Source organism: Aliidongia dinghuensis (assembly GCF_014643535.1).
GTDB classification, from domain to species: domain Bacteria; phylum Pseudomonadota; class Alphaproteobacteria; order ATCC43930; family CGMCC-115725; genus Aliidongia; species Aliidongia dinghuensis.
In genome coordinates this window covers 299,497-318,807 of record NZ_BMJQ01000009.1, presented here as the reverse complement: position 1 = coordinate 318,807, position 19,311 = coordinate 299,497, and the positions used below count along the sequence as shown (strand labels likewise).

Below are 19,311 nucleotides of genomic sequence, written 5' to 3'. Positions count from 1 at the left end.
CTTGGCCAGATCCAGGCCGATTGTCGTAATCTCCATGGCGGATGGCTCCTTTGCTCGGGTTTGCCTGACAGCAACCCACCTTGGCACTCAGATGTCGTGAGCGGGAGCCATCCACCTCATCTGCTTTCGGGCATCGGCGCGGCGATTCGAGACATTCGCGCAGCGCGTCACCCCAGCGACTTCGGCAGCGACACCCCCGGTGATCTCGACCGCCGAACTTGCAACAGCTAAGCTCCTTAGCATCATGCAGAAGCCAGATTTTTCCCTTTCACAACACAACGACATCCTAGCGCCAGGAACCACCATTCACGGCCGGTGGGTGCCGCTGGAGGGGGATTCACCCCGGCGGCGTTGGGAAGGGATGGAGCGTTGGACCACAAGGCATGGCGTCGCCATATGCGCCTGGCATAGAGGTACGCCCGTCTCAGCCGAGAACGTTCGGTTGCCGAATGGAACCAGGGGCTATGTGGGCCACACCCAGTTCGGCCCTATTGTTGGCTGGCGGCGTCCCGAGCGTGAGACCGAACTCGCGTTCGACGGCTGGATATTTGGCAACGTCGAAATTACCGATGATGACGCCATCTTTACCGATGCCCCAGCGCAGCCCGTTGTCGCTCCGCCGCTCGATTGGGGTTATCCGGATCTTGAATGCGACCTTTGGAATAGCCCCAGTATCAGGGAGCAATGCCAGGATCAGGGATTTGCCATGGCTCTTTACGAAGCCTTGGTGAGCCGACACTGGCGGCAGATCGACGGGGGCATTTGGCACTGCACCAATCGCAACGCGGGCGCCATCGTCGCCGAGGTCCGAGGTCGTGGCGAGAACTACCATGACTACTACTGGCGGGGCCTGCCCGAACTCGCTGCCGGGCGAGAGCCTGAAGTTGAAACAGCCCTAGCACAGATTGGTTGGTCCCCGCTCGAAGACGCCCAACTGCATACCATCGAGGAAAATGCTAGGAATATCTTGAGCAAATGGGAAGTCAGGCCGAAGACGACGCAGCCGGTATGGTACGTAGATGTTAGAGTTCCCAGTAACAAAGTCCAATCAACTCGGATTGGCAGCCTTATTGCCCGCATCCACCTGCTTACGCTTGAGGGCAAGCTCTCGCAGTCTGAATGGCTTCAGATATTCGACACGTTGCATATTTAGCGATCGGGTATCCAATCCTACCTCTGACCGACTTTCAGATTCCGAAGCATAGGAGATCGCGTTGGGTGGATTTATGCCAGAGCCTGACAGCATTTATGCGGAGCTTCTAGGGAAGGTAAAGGCAGGTTTCTCGCTGGAAGAGGTTGGAGCGACAGACCCTCAACCTTGTTGGAGTTTCAGTGGACGTCCCGAAACAAGGTGTGGATTTCGGGGCCTAGATGCCGAAGGCCGGATGCTCGCCATCGAACTTCGCGTTATTGGGCGCGGCATGGGAATCAAATCCGCCGAGCTTCAGGTATTACGCGACTGCATTGATGGGACTGCCTTCGACTGGCTAAAGCTGACGAATGTTGTCGTGAGCCTAGCGCCGGAGATCGCGACCGAAAAATCACAGCGTGCGGAAGCCAGACTGCTCTCAGATCTGGAAGATGCGCCGTGGCAGCAACGCATCCGCCATTCAGAAGGAACGCCTTTACCTCAACACCTGCCGCCGGTTCTGGTTGGTCGCGGGGAATTTCGCGAGGTATTGGTCCTTGAGGAACCGACTGCTCAGTTTCACGTGGTGCAAGGGGCTGGATCACCGCATCGGGTAGAGGCGCTCTGCTATTCCTTCGCTCTCAGGCCCGCGCCGTTTCCACCTCGTTATCACGTCATCCGCGAACGAGAGGCAGAGTGATGAAAAGGCTGGCGAGCGGTCCGGTTCCCTGGCTTGGATGGCACCGTGGATGTCCGCAACGGAGCAGCGCTAGAAAACGTGTGTGCGTCCATGACGGGTCGGTGGCAGCCATCCATGCTGATCGACCGTCTGTGTTATCAATTTGTCCGTTTTGGTCGGGAGGTTGATCAATGGGCAGCGTGCCGATTGGAAGGGTAGGAAAAATAGTCTCCGGCGATGAGGCTGGCTGGTTCGTCAAGGTCCTGGACGACTCAGACGCTACGGGCGGCTTCCTGATTTTAACTTCGCGCGAGGATCATTTTGTCAGCGGGTTTGACAATTGGGTCGCTGATGAAAACGCCCTTAAGCAGTATCTGCACGAGGCCCGCTGGTTAATTGAGTGGGTTGCATGACGGCTTTCGAGAAACGGTCCAAGCTGGCTAAACGACTTCATTGGGTCGCGAACGGCCATCGCCAATGGATTTCCAACCTAGCGTAGCGGCCGGTTGCCGACGCCGATATTCATGGCGTTGAGCAGGTCGCCGTTGTCGCCGGACAATTCCCAGGCGAACAGGCCGGCAAGCCCGTCTTTGACCGCATTGTGCCCCTTCACCACGACGGCACGCGGGTCGTCGTAGCCGATATAGACCCGGCTTTCGGGGTTCCAGAGGGCAAAGGCCTCGAGCGCCCGGTCATATTCGACCCGGAAGCCGCCGATGCCGCGTCCGGCGGCGCCGATCGCCTGCTTCGCGAGTTCGCGATACTCGGTCGAGCCGTCGACGCCGTTGTAGCGGCCATCGAGCCGGCCGGTCGGCCCGACCTGCCAGCCGCGGCCATAGGCGGCGACGCCGCGCACGAGCTTGCCCGGCGGAATGCCGGCCGCGAGCAGCGGCGCCAAGCCGACCGGACCGACGGCCGGGTCCTGCGGATCCGCGACCGGCGCATGATGCCCGGCCAGGTCGGCCCAGGGGCCGTAGTAGTCATAGGTCATGGCGAAGAACAGGTCGGTGTCCCGCGCGGCGTCCCGATAATCGATCGCCGCCGTGCGCGCGCCGGCGGTGCCGATCGCCGAGGTCAGCAGATAGTGGCGCCGGCTGCCACCGAGCCGGTCGAGGCCCAAGCGCAGGTCGTGCAGCAGCGTCGCGTAGGCCTGCCCGTCCTCAGGCCGGCCGAGCTGCGCCTCGCCCGGCACCGGGCTGCTGTCGGTCGGGAATTCCCAGTCGATATCGAGCCCGTCGAACATCGGGTGCGTGGCGAGGAAAGCGACGGCGGAGGCGACGAAGCGCTGCTGGCCGGCGGGCGACCGGGTGAGCGCGAAGAACGGCTTCGACCCCATGGCGCCGCCGATCGAGGCCAGCAGCTTCAGGCGCGGGGCCGTGGCCTTGATGCGGGCGAAATAGCGGGCGAGGGCAGTATCGTCCCCGGGGGCGGCGACCTCGAAATCCTGCCGGGAGCGACACGCCTCGGCCGCATCCGTCGGCGCGTCCGGCCCGCAGATCGCGAGGAACGCATAGACGAGATGGGTCAGGTCCCGCGCCTGGACCGGGCTCACGCGATAGCCGCGGGCGATCGCGTCGCCGTCCAGGTAGAAGGCGACGACCTTGCCGCTGGTCTCCGCGAACGGCCGGACATGGCCGGAAAACAGCCGGTCGGGCTCGGCCTGCGCTAGCGTCGCGGCCGCGCACCAGGCACCGAGCGTCAGGCCGAACTTGCGTGTCAATGCCATCGAAGGGCCTCCCGAGCCAACTTCTCGCGGGATCGTCAGTCGATCGATTATTGGGGACGGCGGGACGCGATCCGGTCCTGCCGAAAGGATCGTCCAATATTATCAAATGATTTGTGGCCTGTCCTGCGGACACCAGCTTCTTGGGCGCCGTGGATTGCAGCGCCTATCGGACGAAAAGCCGTGGATTTACTTGGATTCTGAGGTGCCCATGGGGGTTCGGCCGGTCCCCTGAAAATTTGTCATTTTCGGCAATCTGCCGGTTTTCGCCTTTCCTGGCGTGGGCATTCGGAGTGGACTGGCCGCGTGCCATGGGCGCTTGGGTGCGCCCCATGTTTCCCTTCCAGGAATAGATCTTCTCCCTCTATTCCTCACCTGCGTGGCCCAAGACCCCGGACTTGGGCCACTCTTTTTTCATCGTATTGCCGTTGACATACGCCGCGATGCGCACTCTATCGGAAGAGAGTGTCGGCGGTGCGCGCCGCCGGACCGTCTCCGTCGCTGGAAAGAGATCACGCCCATGATGAAGACCATACCCGTCGCTCCCTTCGATTACCTGGTGTTTGGCGGTTCGGGCGATCTCTCCATGCGCAAGCTGCTGCCGGCGCTCTATTTCCGCGACCATGACGGCCAGCTGTCCGAGGGTTCGCGCATCATCCTCGCCTCACGCGGCGACCAGTCGACCGAGGAGCTGGTCCCGCGCGTGCGGGAGGCGATCGGCAAGCATGTCGCGGCCGAATTCATCAATGACGACATCTGGCGGCGCTTCGTCGGGCGGCTCACCTACCTCTCGCTCGACGCGACGGCGGAGCGGGGCTGGGACAATCTCGTGCACCTGCTGCAGGACCAGCCCGACCGCATCCGGGTGTTCTACCTGGCGACGGCGCCAGACCTGTTCGGCGACATCTGCCGCAACCTCGCGCGGCACAACCTCATCACGCCGCAGGCGCGCGTCGTGCTCGAAAAGCCGATCGGGCACGACCTCGCCTCGGCGCGCCACATCAACGAGGCGGTCGGCTCCGTCTTCGCCGAGCACCAGATCTTCCGCATCGACCACTACCTCGGCAAGGAGGCGGTGCAGAACCTGCTGGCGCTGCGCTTTGCCAATTCCCTGTTCGAGACGCTGTGGAACCGCACGGCGATCGACCATGTCCAGATCACGGTCGCCGAGACGATCGGCGTCGAGAGCCGAGGCGGCTATTACGACAAGTCGGGGGCATTGCGGGACATGGTGCAGAACCATCTCCTGCAGCTCCTTTGCCTGGTGGCGATGGATTCGCCGAGCAGCCTCAGGGCGGACGACGTGCGCGACGAGAAGCTCAAGGTCCTGCGCGCGCTGAAGCCGATCACGGCCGAGACGGTGGGGATGGTGACCGTGCGCGGGCAATATCGCGGCGGCGCCATCGGCGGCGCCTCGGTCGCAGGCTATCTCGACGACCTGGGCGAACCCACGAGCGACACGGAAACCTTCGTGGCCTTGAAGGCCGAGGTCGCGAGTTGGCGCTGGGCCGGCGTGCCGTTCTACTTGCGCACCGGCAAGCGGCTGCCCGAGCGCGTGTCTGAGATCGTCGTGCAGTTCCGCCCGGTCTCGCTCAACATCTTCCCGGCCGAGGCCGGCCTGTTCAGCGCCAACCGGCTCGTCATCCGGCTGCAGCCGGACGAGGGTATCAAGCTCGAACTGGTCAGCAAGGATCCGGGGCCGGGCGGCTTGCGCCTGCGCAACTCCGCGCTGAACCTCAGCTACGCCGAAGCGTTCAAGATAAGGTTCCCCGAGGCGTATGAGCGGCTGCTGATGGATGTGGTGCGCGGCAATGCCACGCTGTTCATGCGGCGCGACGAGGTCGAGGCGGCCTGGTCCTGGGTCGAGCCGATCCTCGACGGCTGGTCGCGGACCGGCCAGGCCCCGAAGCCCTATACCTCTGGAACCTGGGGCCCGTCGTCGGCGATCGCGCTCATCGAGCGCGACGGCCGCACCTGGCACGACGAGCCGATGTAACACCGGCCTGCGATCCTAGGGGCCAAGGGAGATGATTATGAGTGCAGCGCTGAATTCCGTCCTGGCCGACGCGACCGCCCGCATCATCGAGCGCAGCCGGCCGACCCGTGCGGCCTATCTCGACCGGATCGCGGCCGCGACATCCGACCGGCCGCACCGCACCGATCTCGGCTGCGCCAACTTCGCCCACGGCTTCGCCGCCTGCGAGGCGCACGACAAGAGCGACCTGCGCGTATCGGCGAAGCCGAACATCGCCATCGTCTCGGCCTACAACGACATGCTGTCGGCCCATCAGCCGCTCGAGCATTTCCCGGACGTGATCCGCGAGGCGGTACGCGCGGCGGGCGGCGTCGCGCAGTTCGCGGGCGGCGTGCCGGCGATGTGCGATGGCGTGACGCAAGGCCGCGCCGGCATGGAGCTGTCGCTGTTCAGCCGCGACGTGATCGCCATGAGCACGGCGATCGGGCTCAGCCACGACATGTTCGACGGCGCGCTGCTCCTGGGCGTGTGCGACAAGATCGTGCCGGGCCTGGTCATGGGCGCGCTTACCTTCGGCCACCTGCCGATCATCCTGGTGCCGGCCGGCCCGATGACCTCGGGCATCCCCAACAAGGAAAAGGCGCGGGTGCGCCAGCAGTTCGCCGAGGGTAAGGTCAGCCGCGAACAGCTGCTCGAGGTCGAGGCCGCGTCCTATCACGGGCCGGGCACCTGCACTTTCTACGGCACGGCCAATTCGAACCAGATGCTGATGGAGATCATGGGCCTGCATCTGCCGGGGGCGAGCTTCGTCAATCCCGGCACGCCGATGCGCGACGCGCTGACCCGCGCCGCTGCCCAGCGCGCCGTGGCGATTTCACCGCTCGGGTCCGATCCGACGCCGATGGCCAAGGTGATCGACGAGCGCGCCATCGTGAACGGCGTCGTGGGCCTGCTCGCGACCGGCGGCTCGACCAATCACACGCTGCACCTGGTCGCGATGGCGGCGGCGGCCGGCATCAAGCTCACCTGGGATGATTTCCACGATCTCTCGCCCGTGGTGCCGCTCCTGGCGCGCGTCTATCCGAACGGCCAGGCCGACGTGAACCATTTCCATGCCGCCGGCGGCATGGCGTTCCTGATCGGCACGCTGCTTGACGCCGGGCTGCTGCACGAGGACGTCGAGACCGTCGCCGGGCCAGGCCTCGGACGCTACCGGCGGGAGCCGACGCTCGAGGGCGGTGAGCTCGCCTGGCGCGACGGTCCGCGCGCGAGCCTCGATCCGGACGTGCTGCGCCCCGTGTCGGACCCGTTCTCGCCCGACGGCGGCCTGCGCATGCTGGACGGCAACCTCGGCCGCTCGGTCATCAAGATCTCGGCGGTCAAGACACAGCATCTCGTCATCGAGGCGCCGGCGCGCGTCTTCTCCTGCCAGGAGGAACTGGCCGCCGCGTTCAAGGCCGGCGAGCTGCATCGCGACGTCGTCGCCGTGGTGCGCTTCCAGGGCCCGAAGGCGAACGGCATGCCGGAGCTGCACAAGCTGACCCCGCCGTTGGGCGTGCTCCTCGACCTTGGCTACCAGGTGGCGCTCGTCACCGACGGCCGCATGTCGGGCGCGTCCGGCAAGGTGCCGGCGGCGATCCATGTGACGCCGGAGAGTGCCGAGGGCGGTCCGCTCGCGCGCGTCCAGGACGGCGACATCATCCGCCTCGACGTCGATGCCGGTACGCTCGAGCTCCTGGTCGATCCGGCCGAGTTCGCGGCCCGTCCGCTCGCGCCGTTCGACGCCCATCGTAGCGCCAAGGGCACCGGCCGCGAGCTGTTCGGCGTGCTGCGCCGTGCCGTGAGCGGCGCCGAGGCCGGCGCCACCGTGTTCGCGCCCGACTTCGCGTCGGTATGAGGCACCCGACGCGTCGTTAGTTTGACGACGCGTCGGCCTCGGCCAGCAGCCAGTCGTGGAAGGCGCCCATCGCCGGCGTCTCCGGGCGGGACTTGAGGCGGGTCAGCCAATATTCGCCGAGCGTGACCTCGGCGGCGAACGGCCGTTCCAGGCGGCCCTGGCGCAGGTCGTGCTCGAACATCCGTGCCGGCAGCAGCGCGATCCCGATGCCTTGCACCGCCGCTTCGGCCATCGTCAGCGACGAATCGAACACATAGCCATGGATGCTGGGTGCGGAGAGATCGACCGCAGTGAACCAGCGCTCCCATTCCTCCGGCCGGTAGGAGCGCAGCAGGGTCTCGCGCGTGAGATCCGCCGGATGCTGCAGGCGCCGGGCCAAGGCCGGCGCGCACAGCGGCGACAGCGGGGCGGCGAAGAGGCGCGTCGCCTCCGTGCCGTGCCAGGCGCCGTCGCCGAAGCGGATGGCGCAGTCCAATCCCTCGCCGGCCAGGTCCACGCGATTGTTGTTGGTCATGAGCCGCAGGTCGATGAAGGGATGGGCGGCGCGGAAGTCCGGCAACCGGGGCAGCAGCCAGCCGGTGACGAAGGTACCGACGGCGCCGACGGTCAGCACCTCGCGCATCCGCCCGTTGCCGAAGCGCTCCAGCGTGCCGCCGATCCGGCGGAAGGCGTCGGTCAACACGGGGAGGAGAGCCTCGCCCTCCTCGGTGAGCGCCAGGCCGCGCGGCAGGCGGCGAAACAGCGCCACCCCCAAGATTTTCTCTAGGGTCTTCACCTGCTGGCTGACTGCCGCCTGGGTCACGCGCAGCTCGAGGCCGGCCCGGGTAAAGCTCAAGTGCCGAGCTGAAACCTCGAAAGCACGCAGGGCATTGAGCGGAAGCAACGACAGCGACATGGGCGGGATCATTAGTTTTTCTTGGAGCTTCCGCAAGAGATGATCGTTTGTCGAAACGACCGGCGTCCGGCAGGTTCCGGCTCGTAAGAGGAGGGACGCATGATCGACAGACGGCAATTTCTGGTAATGTCGGGCGCGATGGTGGGCGGCTCGGCGCTGGGTTTGACACTTGCGCGGGCGGGAAGCGGCTTCGATGGTCTCGAGCGTGCCTTCGCCCAGATCGAGGCGGCGCATGGCGGACGGCTCGGCGTGGCCGTGCTCGATACCGGCAGCGATCGGCGGGCGGGCTATCGCCAGGACGAGCGTTTCCCACTGTGCAGCACCTTCAAGCTGCTGGCCGCCGGGGCCATCCTGGCTCGGGTCGAAGCCGGCAAGGACAGCCTGGAACGGCGTATCCGCTTCTCGGCCGCGGACGTGGTCGCCTACTCGCCGGTGACCAAGTCGCGGACCGGCGGCGACGGCCTGATGCTGGCGACGCTGTGCGAGGCCGCGATCACCCAGAGCGACAATACCGCGGGCAATCTGCTGCTGCGCACGCTCGACGGGCCGGCCGGATTGACCGCCTATCTGCGCAGCCTGGGCGACACCGTGACGCGGCTCGACCGGTGGGAAACCAGCCTGAACGAGGCCCAGCCAGGCGATCCGCGCGACACGACCACGCCCGCGGCCATGCTGGCGGACGTGCAGGCGCTGACCCTGGGCGCCGCGCTCAAGACGGCCGGGAAGGCGCAACTGCTCGAGTGGCTACGCGGCAACCGGACCGGCGACCGGCGGCTGCGCGCCAAGCTGCCGGACGGCTGGGTCGCGGCCGAGAAGACAGGTACCGGCGATCATGGCACCAGCAACGACGTCGGGCTGCTCTTTCCGCCCAATGGTGCGGCACCGCTGCTGGTGGCGGCCTATTTCACCGAGGGCCCGGCCGACAGCACCGTCCGGGACGGGACCCTGGCGGAGGTCGGTGCCAGCGTGGTCACGGCGTGGTTGTCGTGAGGCGAGGCTGATGTTGCGACCGTGAGGCGTGCTTCACACGTCGACCCAACGTTAGGGGGCTATATACCTCTCTCGTCTATTCCTCACCCCGGGCGCCGTCATGACGATGTTCTCCTCAGCCGGACTTTTCAGGCCGCCTCGTACGCTCAAGCTCATTCCCGTTGCCGTCGCACTTTCCTCCCCTTCTTTCGGTGGTGAAGACGATGCATGACCTGTGGGCGGACTGGCAGAAGTGGTCGTTGTACGAGCGGGCTTCCGCGGTCATCGGGCTCTCGTTCCTGACCGCGCTGGTTCCGGCATTCGTCGCGGCGGCGCTGTTGCCGCACTGAGTCTTGCTTCCGGGCGGGCGCTTACGCCGCCTGCCACTCTCCTGCAACCCAGGTGCCCAGCACCCGGTCGCGCGCGTCCAGCAGCGTGAGATCGGCCAGGTAGCCCGGTGCCAGCCGACCGCGCCGGTCGGCCATGCCTAGAAACTCTGCCGGATAGAGCGAAGCCATGCGCAGCGCCTCCTCGCGCTCGACGCCGAGGAGGCGGATCGTATTGCGCACGGCTTGACCCATGTCGAGGTCGGCGCCGGCGAGGGTGCCGTCGTCGGTCACGAGGCGCCCGTCCCGGCGATGGATCCTCGCACCATAGAGCGTGAAGCTCCGGGCATCAGTGCCGAGCGGCGTCATGGCGTCGGTCACGAGCATCAGCTTGCCGCGCGGCTTTGCCGCCAGTGCCAGCCGCAGCATCGCCGGATGGACATGGATGCCGTCGACGATGATGCCGCACCAGATCTCGGGCGAGGCGAGGGCGGCGCCGGCGATGCCCGGCTCGCGGTTGGCGAGCGGCGGCATGGCATTGAACAGATGGGTGAAGCCGCTGAGGCCCGCGTGGATCGCGTCGGTCGTGCGGGCGAAGCTCGCGGCCGAATGGGCGCCGGCGATCAGCAGCCCGGCCTCGGCGAGCGCGCCGATGACGGCATCCGACACCGTCTCCGGGGCCAACGACAGCAGCACCTTGCCGCCGGGGAACTCGTTCGGCAGCTCGACCAGATAGGCGAGATCGTCCGGCGTCGGCGCGCGAATAAAGGCGGCGTCGTGCACGCCCCGGCGTTCCCTGGCGAGGAACGGGCCTTCCAAATGCAGGCCCAGCACGCCGCTCGCCGGTGCGCGCATCGCCTCGGCCGCGGCCGAGGCCGCCGCGTGCATCTTGTCGGCGGCATCGGTGATGAAGGTCGGCAGCAGCCCGGTCGTGCCGAACCGGCGGTGGGCCGCGACGATCGTGCGGATTGCCGCCACGGTCGGCGTGTCGTTGAAGAGAGCGCCGCCGCCGCCGTTCACCTGCGTATCGATGAAGCCGGGGGCGATCAAGCTGCCCGCGGGCAGCGGCACGACCTCTGCACCGGCGGTCTCGCCCTGCACGAGGTCGAGGATCCGGCCGTCCTCGACGAGCAGCGCATGCCCGTCGACGATCCGCTCGCCGGTGAACAACCGGGCGCCTGTCAGGAGCCTGCGCATCAGACGGTTTCCGTCACTTTCTTGAGGTTGGCCGGGGCGTCGGGGTCGAGCCCGCGCGCCAGCGCCAAGCCCGGCACCGCCATGTAGAAGCTCTGCACCTGGGCGAGCGGCGCCACCTCCGGCGGCAGGTCGGGCAGCGCCGGCAGCGGCACAACGCCCGGCACCGTCGGGTCCGTGCTCAGCACCGTGGCGCCGAGCGCCACCATGCGGTGGATCGTGTCGCGGCTCGAGTCCAGCGTCCGGTCGGCCTGGGTCAGCGCGATGGCGCCGAAGCCGGGGCGGACCAGTTCCAGCGGCCCGTGGATCACCTCGGCGGCGCTGAACGCCTCGGCATGGAGCCGGCAGGTCTCCTTGAACTTGAGCGCCATCTCGAGTGCCGCGCCGGCGCCGAGCCCGCGGCCGATCACATAGAAGCTCGGGAGCGCCGCCAGCTGCTGCAGCGCCGGGCCCCAGTCGAGCCGGGCCGCCTGGTCGAGCCAATCCGGTACCCGCTCCACTGCGGCCAGCAGCCCGTCGTCGGCGCGCCAATGGGCGGCGAGCTGCAAAAAGGCGAAGGCCGAGGTCAGGTAGGACTTCGTTGCGGCGACGCTCGATTCCCGGCCGGCGCACAACGGAATGAACAGGTCGGCCTGACGGGCGAGCGGCGAGTTCTCGTCATTGACGAAGCACACGACAAAGGCGCCGCTCGCCTGTGCCGTCGCCGCAAGGCGCAAGAGGTCAGGGCTCTGCCCCGATTGCGACACGGCGATGAACAGCCCGTCCTTCAGCTGCAGCGGCGCGTTGTAGAGCGAGGCGACCGACGGGCCGATCGAGGCGACCGGCACGCCGAGTCCGGTCTCGATCAGGTACTTGCCATAGGCGGACGCATGGTCCGACGAGCCGCGCGCGCAGGTGACGACGAAGCGTGGTGCCAGTGCCCTGAGCTTTGCGCCGAGCGCCTTGAACGATGGGCCGCAACGCTCGATCTGGCGGCGGGCCGCATTCGCGGATTCGGCCGCTTCGCGCGCCATGGCGGGCAGGGGGTGGGTGGTCATGCGGATCTCGATCGGAATGGGCAGGAAAGGGGGGCGGGATCGCCGGTCATGGCGCGGCGCTCTGGCGGCGTGCCAGCAGGATGGCGCCGTCCATGGCGTCGCCTTCGGGTGCGGCAAGGCAGGCACGGGTGCGGGGGGCGAGCCAGCCCGTGATCGCCGGCGCGAGGCCGCCCATGAGGGCGACCCGGCCCCGACGATCATGGGCGGCACCGAGTGCCAGCAGCCGGTCGACGAAATGCGCGACATGATCGGCCGTCGCCTGGACGAGGGCGGTCGCGACCGGGTCGCCTGCCCCGGCATGGTCGAGCACTGTCGGAGCGAGGCTGCCGTAGTCGCCGGGCTTGGCGCCGCCCACCCAGGCGACGACCTGGGGCGGATGGCCGCCGAGCCGCGCCATGATCGCGCGCGTCAGGTCGCTTTCGGGGCCGAGCCCGTCATAGGCGCGCACCGCCGCGCGGATCGCCTCGCGGCCGAGCTGCGCGCCGCTGCCGTCGTCGGAAATCTCGAAGCCCCAGCCGCCGATCGGGTGGCCGCAGCCGCCGACCAGCGCATAGCCGGCGCTGCCGGTGCCGAGGATCAGGATCGCGCCGTCGCGGCCGCCGAACGCACCGAGGCACGCCGTGTGCGCGTCGGTCTCGGCGGCGACATGGGCGAAGTCGGGAGCGGCGACCACGACCCGCGCGGCGTCGGCCGCATCGGTGATGCCGGCAAGGCCGAGCCCGGCATGGATGCGGGGGAACGCCCGGCGATCGAGCCCGGCCTCGGCCAGCGCCTCGTCGGCCGCCACCAGGATCTGGCGCCAGCTCGCGTCCAGGCCCAGGCGGATGTTCGCCGCCCCGGCCTTGCCGTCGCCGAGGCGACGTCCCGCGCCGTCCACGAGTCTGGCCCGGCAGCCGGTGCCGCCGCCGTCCACACCCAGATAAAGTTCCCCCTCCGTCGTCATGCCCTGGCCTGCTCCGTTGCGATCTCTTGGGATCATACTAGAGCGACGCCGGGCGGCGAGCGGGCGAGATCGTCAAGCGCCCGGAACAATCCCGCAAAAGGGGGACAATCCCGTCAAAAACGACGGTTTTGTCCCTTCCAAGCCCTTCTTAGCCGCGGCCGACGAACGGCATCTTGGTGGCCATGACGGTCATGAACTGCACGTTTGCTTCCGGCGGCAGGCTCGCCATGTAGAGGAGCGCGCGAGCGACTTCGCCCACGTCCATGACCGCCTCGGGCGCGATCGTGCCGTTGGCCTGCGGCACGCCCTTGGCCATGCGGCCGCCCATGGCGGTGACCGCGTTGCCGATGTCGATCTGGCCGCAGGCGATGTCGTACTTGCGCCCGTCGAGCGAGATCGACTTGGTCAAGCCCGTGATCGCGTGCTTGGTCGAGGTATAGGGCGCCGAGTTCGGCCGCGGCGCATGGGCCGAGATCGAGCCGTTGTTGATGATGCGGCCGCCTTGCGGCGTCTGGTCCTTCATCATGCGGAACGCCGCCTGCGCGCACAGGAACGAGCCGGTCAGGTTGATCGCTACGACCTGGTTCCACTGCTCGGCCGTCAGATCCTCGAATGCCACGTCGGGCACGTTGACGCCGGCGTTGTTGAACAGAAGGTCGAGCCGGCCAAACCGCTCTTTCACCGCGGCGAAGAGGGTCGCGACCGAGGCGGGATCGCTGACGTCGGTCGGGACCGCCAGTGCGCGCTCGGCCGCTGCACCAGCGAGGCCCGCCGTTTCCTCGAGCTGCTCGCGCCGCCGCCCGGCGAGTGCCACGCCGTAGCCGGCACCCAGCAACGCCAATGCGCAACTCCGGCCGATGCCGGAACCGGCGCCCGTCACGACGGCGATCTTCAATCCTTCGTTCATGCTCGCTTCCTCCCCGAGGTCTGTCCGCTTGCGGTCGAGCCCCCGAGTATCAGGATTTTTGCGTCGAGGCGAAGACCCTTGATGACATTGGAGAAAAAACGTCGCGGCAGTGTCACTGTGGCGGAATGATCCGGCGTGCAACCCGTTGGCAGGTTCGCGTTCGTAGGATCCGCGGGCGGCGCCTCGGCGCGGTATCGGTCAGGAGCGGCAGGAAGATGACACGGTTCATTCGCCGGACCCTCTGGATGCTGCTTTCCCTTGCGGCCGTGATCTGGGCCTGCCCCCAGGCCCGGGCGCAGACGCCGTCGCCCATGGCGGAATGGCAATATTCGGCGGGCGTGCCGCTGCAGTCACTGTTCCAGGGCACGCCGCCCGACTGGCAGATCGAGGTTGGCCCCGCCGCTGACCTGCAGCCGCTCTATCCCGGCGCCGGCAAATACCGTGTCGAGATCGGACCGGACATCGATGTCCGCTATAAGGACCAGGTCTTCTTCTCGACCGGGGAAGGTTTGGGCGTGAACCTCCTCATTGACAAGACCTATCGCATCGGTGCCTCGCTCGGTCTCGACATGGGCCGCCAGGCAGACAGCGCCACGCGGCTGCACGGCACCGGCGACATCGGCTACGCCCCGGTGCCGAAACTGTTCGCCGAATATGTGATCTTCCCGGTCGTTCTGCGTGCCGACGTGCGGCGCGCCCTGGGCGGCGTCGACGGCTTCGCCGGCGATCTCTCCGCTTACCTGCCGGTCTGCTGCAACGACCGCTTCTTCGTGTTTGTCGGCCCGTCGGCCACCTTCGTCGATGACACCTACAATCGGCACGAGTTCGGCATCAGCGCGACCCAGCATCTGCGCTCCGGCCTGCCGCGCTTCAACGCCGGGGGCGGGCTGCAGAGCACCGGGATCGGCGCGAACCTCACCTGGATCCTCGGCGATCAGTGGCTGCTCGAAGGCGGCGTCACCGGCCAGCGGTTGCTGGGCGACGCCGCACACAGTCCGCTGACGCAGGCGCGCTTCCAGTACGACGCGAATTTCTCGGTTGGCTATCTGTTCTGAGCAGCCTGCCTGAGGGCGCTCGGCGCCACGCCCAGCCGGCGGCGCAGCTGGGCGGTCAGGTGGGCGTGCGAGGCGAAGCCGCAGGCGGCGGCGATTTCGGCAAGGCCGCTCGAGGTCGTTGCCATCAGGCGGCGGGCGCGCGCGATGCGCCGCTCGATCAGATGATCATGCGGCGTGACGCCGGCTGCGGCCTTGAAGGCGCGGCCGAAGAAGCCTGCCGACAGGCCGACGCATGCCGCCATCTCGGCGACGGAGAGACCGTCCTCCATGTGCGCTTCGATCAGTTCCTCGATCAGGCGGAGACGCCGCGGCGTCATCCAGCGGGCGGCCGCAACGTCGATCTTGTCGCCGTGCGGGCCGCCCGCCGCGCGCAGGACCGCGCCCTGCAGGATCGCGACCTCGCGCTCGAGCTCCAGCGGATCGGCGGCCGCCCGCATCAGGAGCAGCCGCCGCAGGCGACGCGCGGCCTCGATGGCGACCGGATCGACGTGATCATTGAAGTGGCCGGAACGGGCGTCCGGCTCCTCTGCCCCCGACCGCAGCCGGATCGTCAGGTATTCGCCGCCCGTGCCCGAGCGGGACAGCACGTCGCAGCCGGGTGGGACATAGGCGAGGCTGTTCGGCCGCGTCCGGAACGGCGTGACCCGGTCCGAGGCGAAGGCATGGGAGCCCGCCTGGGTCTCGAACGCGAAGCCGATGACCGGCACCTCGGGCGTATAGCCGACATCGTAGGGCGCGGCCGGCAGGAGCTCGACCCGGGCGTCATGCAGCAAAACGGACAGCATGGCCGGATGGTGCCTTGGGCCGGCGCGCTCGTCCAGGAGGTGCTGCGGCAGGCCCGATGTTTGGGTTGGTTTTCTGAAAGCGCGCGGGGACAAGCACGGCTATCGACGGCGCATCGTCATTGCCCCGCGAGTTCCATCATGCCGCTCTTTTCGCTCGAAGACCTCGCCGAAGTCATGCCGCTGGTCCGCAGTTTCGTGCCGCCGACGCCGGCCTATGCCTGGCCGCTGCTGCGTGCCCGGACCGGCGTCGACGTGATCGTCAAGCACGAGAACCACACGCCGACCGGAGCCTTCAAGGCACGCGGCGTGCCGGTCTATCTGGATGCGCTTCGCCGGGCGGGTGCGCTGCCGCCGGGCGTCGTCTCGGCGACGCGCGGCAATCATGGCCAGGCGGTCGCCATCGCCGCCGCCCGCAACGGCATTCCTGCCGTGATCGTTGTGCCTGCCGGCAATTCGGTCGAGAAGAATGCGGCCATGGCGGCCTTCGGCGCCGAGGTGATCGTCGCCGGCGCGGATTTCGACGAGAGCCGGGTCGTGGCCGCCGAGATCGCCGAGACACGCGGCTACCATGTCGTGCCCGCGTTCCATGCCGAGATCGTGAAGGGCGTTGCGACCTATGCTCACGAGCTGTTCACCGCCGTCCCCGACCTCGCGGTCGTCTATGTGCCGATCGGCATGGGGTCCGGCATCTGCGGGCTCATCACCGTGCGCGACCTCCTCGGGCTCGACACCGAGATCGTCGGTGTGGTCTCGACGGAGGCGCCGGCCTTCGCCCTGTCGTTCGAGGCCGGCCGGCCGATATCGACCGAGAGCGCCCGGACCTTCGCCGATGGCATGGCTTGCCGCATGCCACTCCCGGAGCCGGTCGAGATTATCCGCGCCGGTGCCGCCCGGATCGTCCAGGTCGGCGACGCGGCGATCGCGGATGCGGTGCGTGCCTATTACGCCGATACCCATAACCTCGCCGAGGGGGCTGGTGCCGCACCCCTCGCGGCCCTGATCGCCGAGCGTCAGCGCTATGCCGGCCGGCGGGCCGCGGTCGTGCTGACCGGCGGCAATATCGATGCGCCGCTGTTCGCCCAGATCCTGCGGGGCGGCACGCCTGCCGTGTAACAGGCTGAGGAGCGTCAACGGCCCGTAAGTGAACTGTCGACAACGCTGCGTAGCGTCGCCATGCGATAGGGCTTGGCTACGATCGGGCCGGGCGGATGATTGTCATTTTCGGCGAACACGCCGGTGAAGCCGGTCGCGTAGACCACGGGCAGCCCCGGGCGCAGGCTCGCGATCCGGCTGGCCAGCTCGAAGCCGCTCATGTCCGGCATCTGGATATCGGTGAAAACCAGATCGATCTGCGCCGGCCCGGAGACGATCTCGAGCGCCGCCGCCGGATGAGGCACGTCGATGACGACGTAACCCAGGCTTTCAAGTAAAGCGCGAGTCACGTTCCGAATATCGGCGTCGTCGTCGACCAGCAGGATCGTCGGATTTCGCTGTTCCATCTCTCGATAACAGTCGTCTCGAAGAAACGATCCGTCTCGATGTGGTTATGGGTGCATTCCGGATTCGCGCCGACTTGCCTCGGACCGGGTGCCGCGGAACGTTCGGCCGGGAGGCGGGGTTTGCCAGACGAGCCTCGCGCCGCGGCCGACATGCCATTGGACGTCGGGTTGCCGCCGTGAGGCGAGTGTTCGGAGTGGCTCATCATCATGTGGAAACCGCTCGCCGCGTCGGCCCTGGCGCTCGGCTGCCTGGGCGCCGCTGCGGCCCGGGCCGCCGAGGTTCCGGCCAATTATGACTATCCCTACCGGGACTCGTGGCTCGCGACGGCGTCGGTCGCCCTGCTCAACGATCCGAAGCTGCCGGAGAAGCAAGTCAAGGACCTGACCCTGCTGCCGGCCCGGGCACGCACGCCGCTGTTCGAGAACAGGGCGCGTGTCTATTATGTGACCTATCGCCAGGAGAAGCCGGCCGACCTCGTCGTGCTGATCTCGGGCCTGGGCTCGGTCGCGGAGGATCCGCTCGCGCTCTATCTGGGCGGCCAGATCTTCGCCATGGGCTACAACGTCATCGTCGTGCCCGACGCGTTCAACTGGCAATTCGCGCTCGGTGCCTCGACCTCGGGCTATGTCGGCATCCCGAGCGTCGATGCCGGCGACCTTGAGAATTTCATCGTCCGCGCGCGCGACCATGCGGTGCGGGCCGATGGCATGAAGATCCGCAAGACCAAGCTCGTCGGCTATTCGATGGGCGCGCTCGAAGGCGCGTTCCTGGCGGCGCGCGAGGCCGACCATCCGCGGCTCCGCTTCGACAAGGTCGTGCTGCTCAATCCGCCGGTCGATACGTTCTACGATCTGCATCTGCTCGACAGCCTGGCCGCGACCGGCGCCGACTGGTCGGCGGACGAGAAGAAGACGGCGAAGGCGCACGCCTTCAAGCTGGTGGCCGACGCGCGCCTGACCGATCCCAAGGGGGCGCCCTATTTCCGCGATCTCGCCCAGCGCAACACGCTGACCGATGACCAGCTGAAGTATGTGCTGTTCGGCCTGTTCCGCAGCAGCTTGAGCGACGTCATCATGGTGACGCAGCAGATCAAGGATCTGGGCATCCTGAAGACGCCGGCGGACGCGACCCATCTCGACGCGCGCGAGCGGGAGGCGGCGCAATACGGCTTCGAGGATTATCTCGCGAAGTTCATCGCGCCGCAGCTGGGCGGTGCGCAGGCGGGGAGCGAGCGGCTGAAGGGCGAGACGCTCTACGGCCTGCACGACTTCCTCGCGAACCACCGCGAGGTCGAGATCTTCCACAATGCCGACGATTTCCTCGTCCGGCCCGAGGACGTGGCCTATCTGCAGGCGACGCTCGGTAACCGGCTGACCCTGTTCCCGCACGGCGGGCACATGGGCAACATCTGGTACCCGGCGAACCAGCAGGCGCTGGCGCGGGCGCTCGGCAGCGGCCCGGTACCGCCCGCTGCGCCGCCCGAACCCAATGCTGAACAACCCAATGCCGCCCCTGAAGCCGCCCCTGAAGCCCAGGGCCAGGCAATTGCCGTGTCGGCGCCGGGTGGGCCGGCCGATCAGCCATCGAACGCACAGGCCGCCGCGGCGACGCCGGCGGCGAGCTCGCCGCCGAGCCCCGAAGCGTTGCCGCCGGCGCCGCCCACCCCCGCGGTCTCGCCACCACCCGCGCCGTCGCTCGATCCTCCGGTAACGGCGGCCGTGACGCCAAGTTCGCCGCCTGCTGCACTTCCGACCACGCCATCGGTGACGGTGCCGCCCGTCAACGCCGCATCGTCACCTTCGCCGCAGCCCGACGGGCTCGCTTCCGCGCTCTCGCCGCCGGATGCGCCGGTGACGGCGGCGGTGACGGCACCGACTTCGCCGCCGCCTCCGCCATCGCCCGCCGCACCTCCGGCCGCGCCGGCGGCGATGGCACCGTCCGTCAATGCCGCGTCGTCGCCCCCGCCGCAGCCGGATCCGCTGTCTTCGGCACTTTCACCGCCGGATGCGCCGGTGACGGCGACGGTGACGCCGCCCAACCCCATGCCGCCCAACTCCACGCCGGCGAGCCCTCCGCTGGCGAGCCCTTCGCCAACGATCGCCCCGGCAGCCGGCGTCGCGCCGCCGGACGCGCCATCGGTCGCAACGCCGGCGCCATCGGGCACGGTAACCGAACCGGCCGCTTCCGGACGGTCGCCGACCTACACGATCAAGATCCCGCAGATCCCGCAGGCCACGCCCTCCGAGATGCCGCCGTCCTGATCCCCATACCGCGGGGCGAGCGGTCTCCGGGTCGCG

General features: G+C 67.8%; 19 protein-coding genes. 11 read left to right on the top strand and 8 right to left on the bottom strand.

From position 1 onward, the window contains the following. The 4 genes from IEY58_RS34405 to IEY58_RS18690 all read left to right on the top strand — a co-directional run. On the top strand, positions 1 to 231 hold a 231-nt coding region (locus tag IEY58_RS34405), incomplete at its 5' end, for a hypothetical protein (RefSeq protein WP_229743813.1). A gap of 235 nt (positions 232 to 466) precedes the next feature. After that, complete coding sequence (locus IEY58_RS18700; protein ID WP_189048509.1) at positions 467 to 1,153, top strand: hypothetical protein; 687 nt, start codon at positions 467 to 469, stop codon at positions 1,151 to 1,153. 232 nt (positions 1,154 to 1,385) lie between these two features. Continuing rightward, positions 1,386 to 1,829 (top strand): hypothetical protein, encoded by a 444-nt coding sequence (locus IEY58_RS18695; protein ID WP_189048507.1) that lies wholly within the window; start codon positions 1,386 to 1,388, stop codon positions 1,827 to 1,829. Between the two features lie 170 nt (positions 1,830 to 1,999). Then, on the top strand, positions 2,000 to 2,221 hold the full coding sequence (locus tag IEY58_RS18690) for a hypothetical protein (protein ID WP_189048505.1): 222 nt from the start codon (positions 2,000 to 2,002) through the stop codon (positions 2,219 to 2,221). Positions 2,222 to 2,298: 77 nt separating this feature from the next. Here the strand turns inward: IEY58_RS18690 and IEY58_RS18685 are convergent, their stop codons facing one another. Beyond that, on the bottom strand, positions 2,299 to 3,534 hold the full coding sequence (locus IEY58_RS18685; protein ID WP_189048504.1) for a glycoside hydrolase family 18 protein: 1,236 nt from the start codon (positions 3,532 to 3,534) through the stop codon (positions 2,299 to 2,301). Between the two features lie 517 nt (positions 3,535 to 4,051). Here IEY58_RS18685 and zwf point away from each other — a divergent pair. Next, positions 4,052 to 5,527, top strand: a complete 1,476-nt coding sequence (gene zwf, locus IEY58_RS18680; protein ID WP_189048502.1) for a glucose-6-phosphate dehydrogenase — start codon at positions 4,052 to 4,054, stop codon at positions 5,525 to 5,527. A 37-nt stretch (positions 5,528 to 5,564) separates the two neighbouring features. Continuing rightward, entirely contained in the window at positions 5,565 to 7,403 is a 1,839-nt protein-coding gene (gene edd, locus IEY58_RS18675; RefSeq protein ID WP_189048500.1) for a phosphogluconate dehydratase, read from the top strand. Positions 7,404 to 7,419: 16 nt separating this feature from the next. On the opposite strand, the gene IEY58_RS18670 is transcribed toward edd, so the two are convergent. Then, positions 7,420 to 8,298, bottom strand: coding sequence for a LysR family transcriptional regulator (locus IEY58_RS18670; protein WP_189048498.1), 879 nt, complete (start codon positions 8,296 to 8,298; stop codon positions 7,420 to 7,422). Between the two features lie 99 nt (positions 8,299 to 8,397). Here IEY58_RS18670 and bla point away from each other — a divergent pair, with 99 nt between their 5' ends. Next, positions 8,398 to 9,288: a class A beta-lactamase gene (bla, locus tag IEY58_RS18665; protein WP_189048496.1), complete on the top strand. Its 891-nt coding sequence runs from the start codon at positions 8,398 to 8,400 to the stop codon at positions 9,286 to 9,288. Between the two features lie 203 nt (positions 9,289 to 9,491). Beyond that, entirely contained in the window at positions 9,492 to 9,617 is a 126-nt protein-coding gene (locus IEY58_RS34655; RefSeq protein WP_268237582.1) for a hypothetical protein, read from the top strand. Between the two features lie 21 nt (positions 9,618 to 9,638). Here the strand turns inward: IEY58_RS34655 and nagA are convergent, their stop codons facing one another. From nagA to IEY58_RS18645, 4 genes are all read right to left on the bottom strand, one after another. Then, positions 9,639 to 10,790: an N-acetylglucosamine-6-phosphate deacetylase gene (gene nagA / locus IEY58_RS18660; protein WP_189048494.1), complete on the bottom strand. Its 1,152-nt coding sequence runs from the start codon at positions 10,788 to 10,790 to the stop codon at positions 9,639 to 9,641. Further along, on the bottom strand, positions 10,790 to 11,824 hold the full coding sequence (locus IEY58_RS18655; RefSeq protein ID WP_189048492.1) for an SIS domain-containing protein: 1,035 nt from the start codon (positions 11,822 to 11,824) through the stop codon (positions 10,790 to 10,792). The genes nagA and IEY58_RS18655 overlap by 1 nt, the downstream gene beginning before the upstream one ends. 46 nt (positions 11,825 to 11,870) lie before the next feature. Next, positions 11,871 to 12,767: a BadF/BadG/BcrA/BcrD ATPase family protein gene (locus IEY58_RS18650; RefSeq protein ID WP_189048490.1), complete on the bottom strand. Its 897-nt coding sequence runs from the start codon at positions 12,765 to 12,767 to the stop codon at positions 11,871 to 11,873. A 148-nt stretch (positions 12,768 to 12,915) separates the two neighbouring features. Continuing rightward, entirely contained in the window at positions 12,916 to 13,674 is a 759-nt protein-coding gene (locus tag IEY58_RS18645; protein ID WP_189048488.1) for an SDR family oxidoreductase, read from the bottom strand. A gap of 215 nt (positions 13,675 to 13,889) precedes the next feature. Between IEY58_RS18645 and IEY58_RS18640 the strand changes: the two genes are divergently transcribed. Further along, entirely contained in the window at positions 13,890 to 14,729 is an 840-nt protein-coding gene (locus IEY58_RS18640) for a MipA/OmpV family protein (RefSeq protein ID WP_229743811.1), read from the top strand. Here IEY58_RS18640 and IEY58_RS18635 read toward each other — a convergent pair. Beyond that, entirely contained in the window at positions 14,717 to 15,514 is a 798-nt protein-coding gene (locus tag IEY58_RS18635) for an AraC family transcriptional regulator (protein ID WP_189048486.1), read from the bottom strand. The two genes, IEY58_RS18640 and IEY58_RS18635, sit on opposite strands and share 13 nt — an antisense overlap. Positions 15,515 to 15,652: 138 nt before the next feature. On the opposite strand from IEY58_RS18635, the gene IEY58_RS18630 reads away from it, so the two are divergent. Continuing rightward, positions 15,653 to 16,627, top strand: coding sequence for a threonine dehydratase (locus tag IEY58_RS18630; protein ID WP_189048484.1), 975 nt, complete (start codon positions 15,653 to 15,655; stop codon positions 16,625 to 16,627). Positions 16,628 to 16,641: 14 nt separating this feature from the next. On the opposite strand, the gene IEY58_RS18625 is transcribed toward IEY58_RS18630, so the two are convergent. Beyond that, positions 16,642 to 17,013 (bottom strand): response regulator, encoded by a 372-nt coding sequence (locus IEY58_RS18625; protein WP_189048482.1) that lies wholly within the window; start codon positions 17,011 to 17,013, stop codon positions 16,642 to 16,644. A 207-nt stretch (positions 17,014 to 17,220) separates the two neighbouring features. Here IEY58_RS18625 and IEY58_RS18620 point away from each other — a divergent pair, with 207 nt between their 5' ends. Beyond that, positions 17,221 to 19,275 carry a hypothetical protein gene (locus tag IEY58_RS18620; protein ID WP_189048480.1) on the top strand — a complete coding sequence of 685 codons (2,055 nt, stop codon included), beginning with the start codon at positions 17,221 to 17,223 and terminating at the stop codon, positions 19,273 to 19,275. Positions 19,276 to 19,311: the final 36 nt, after the last annotated feature.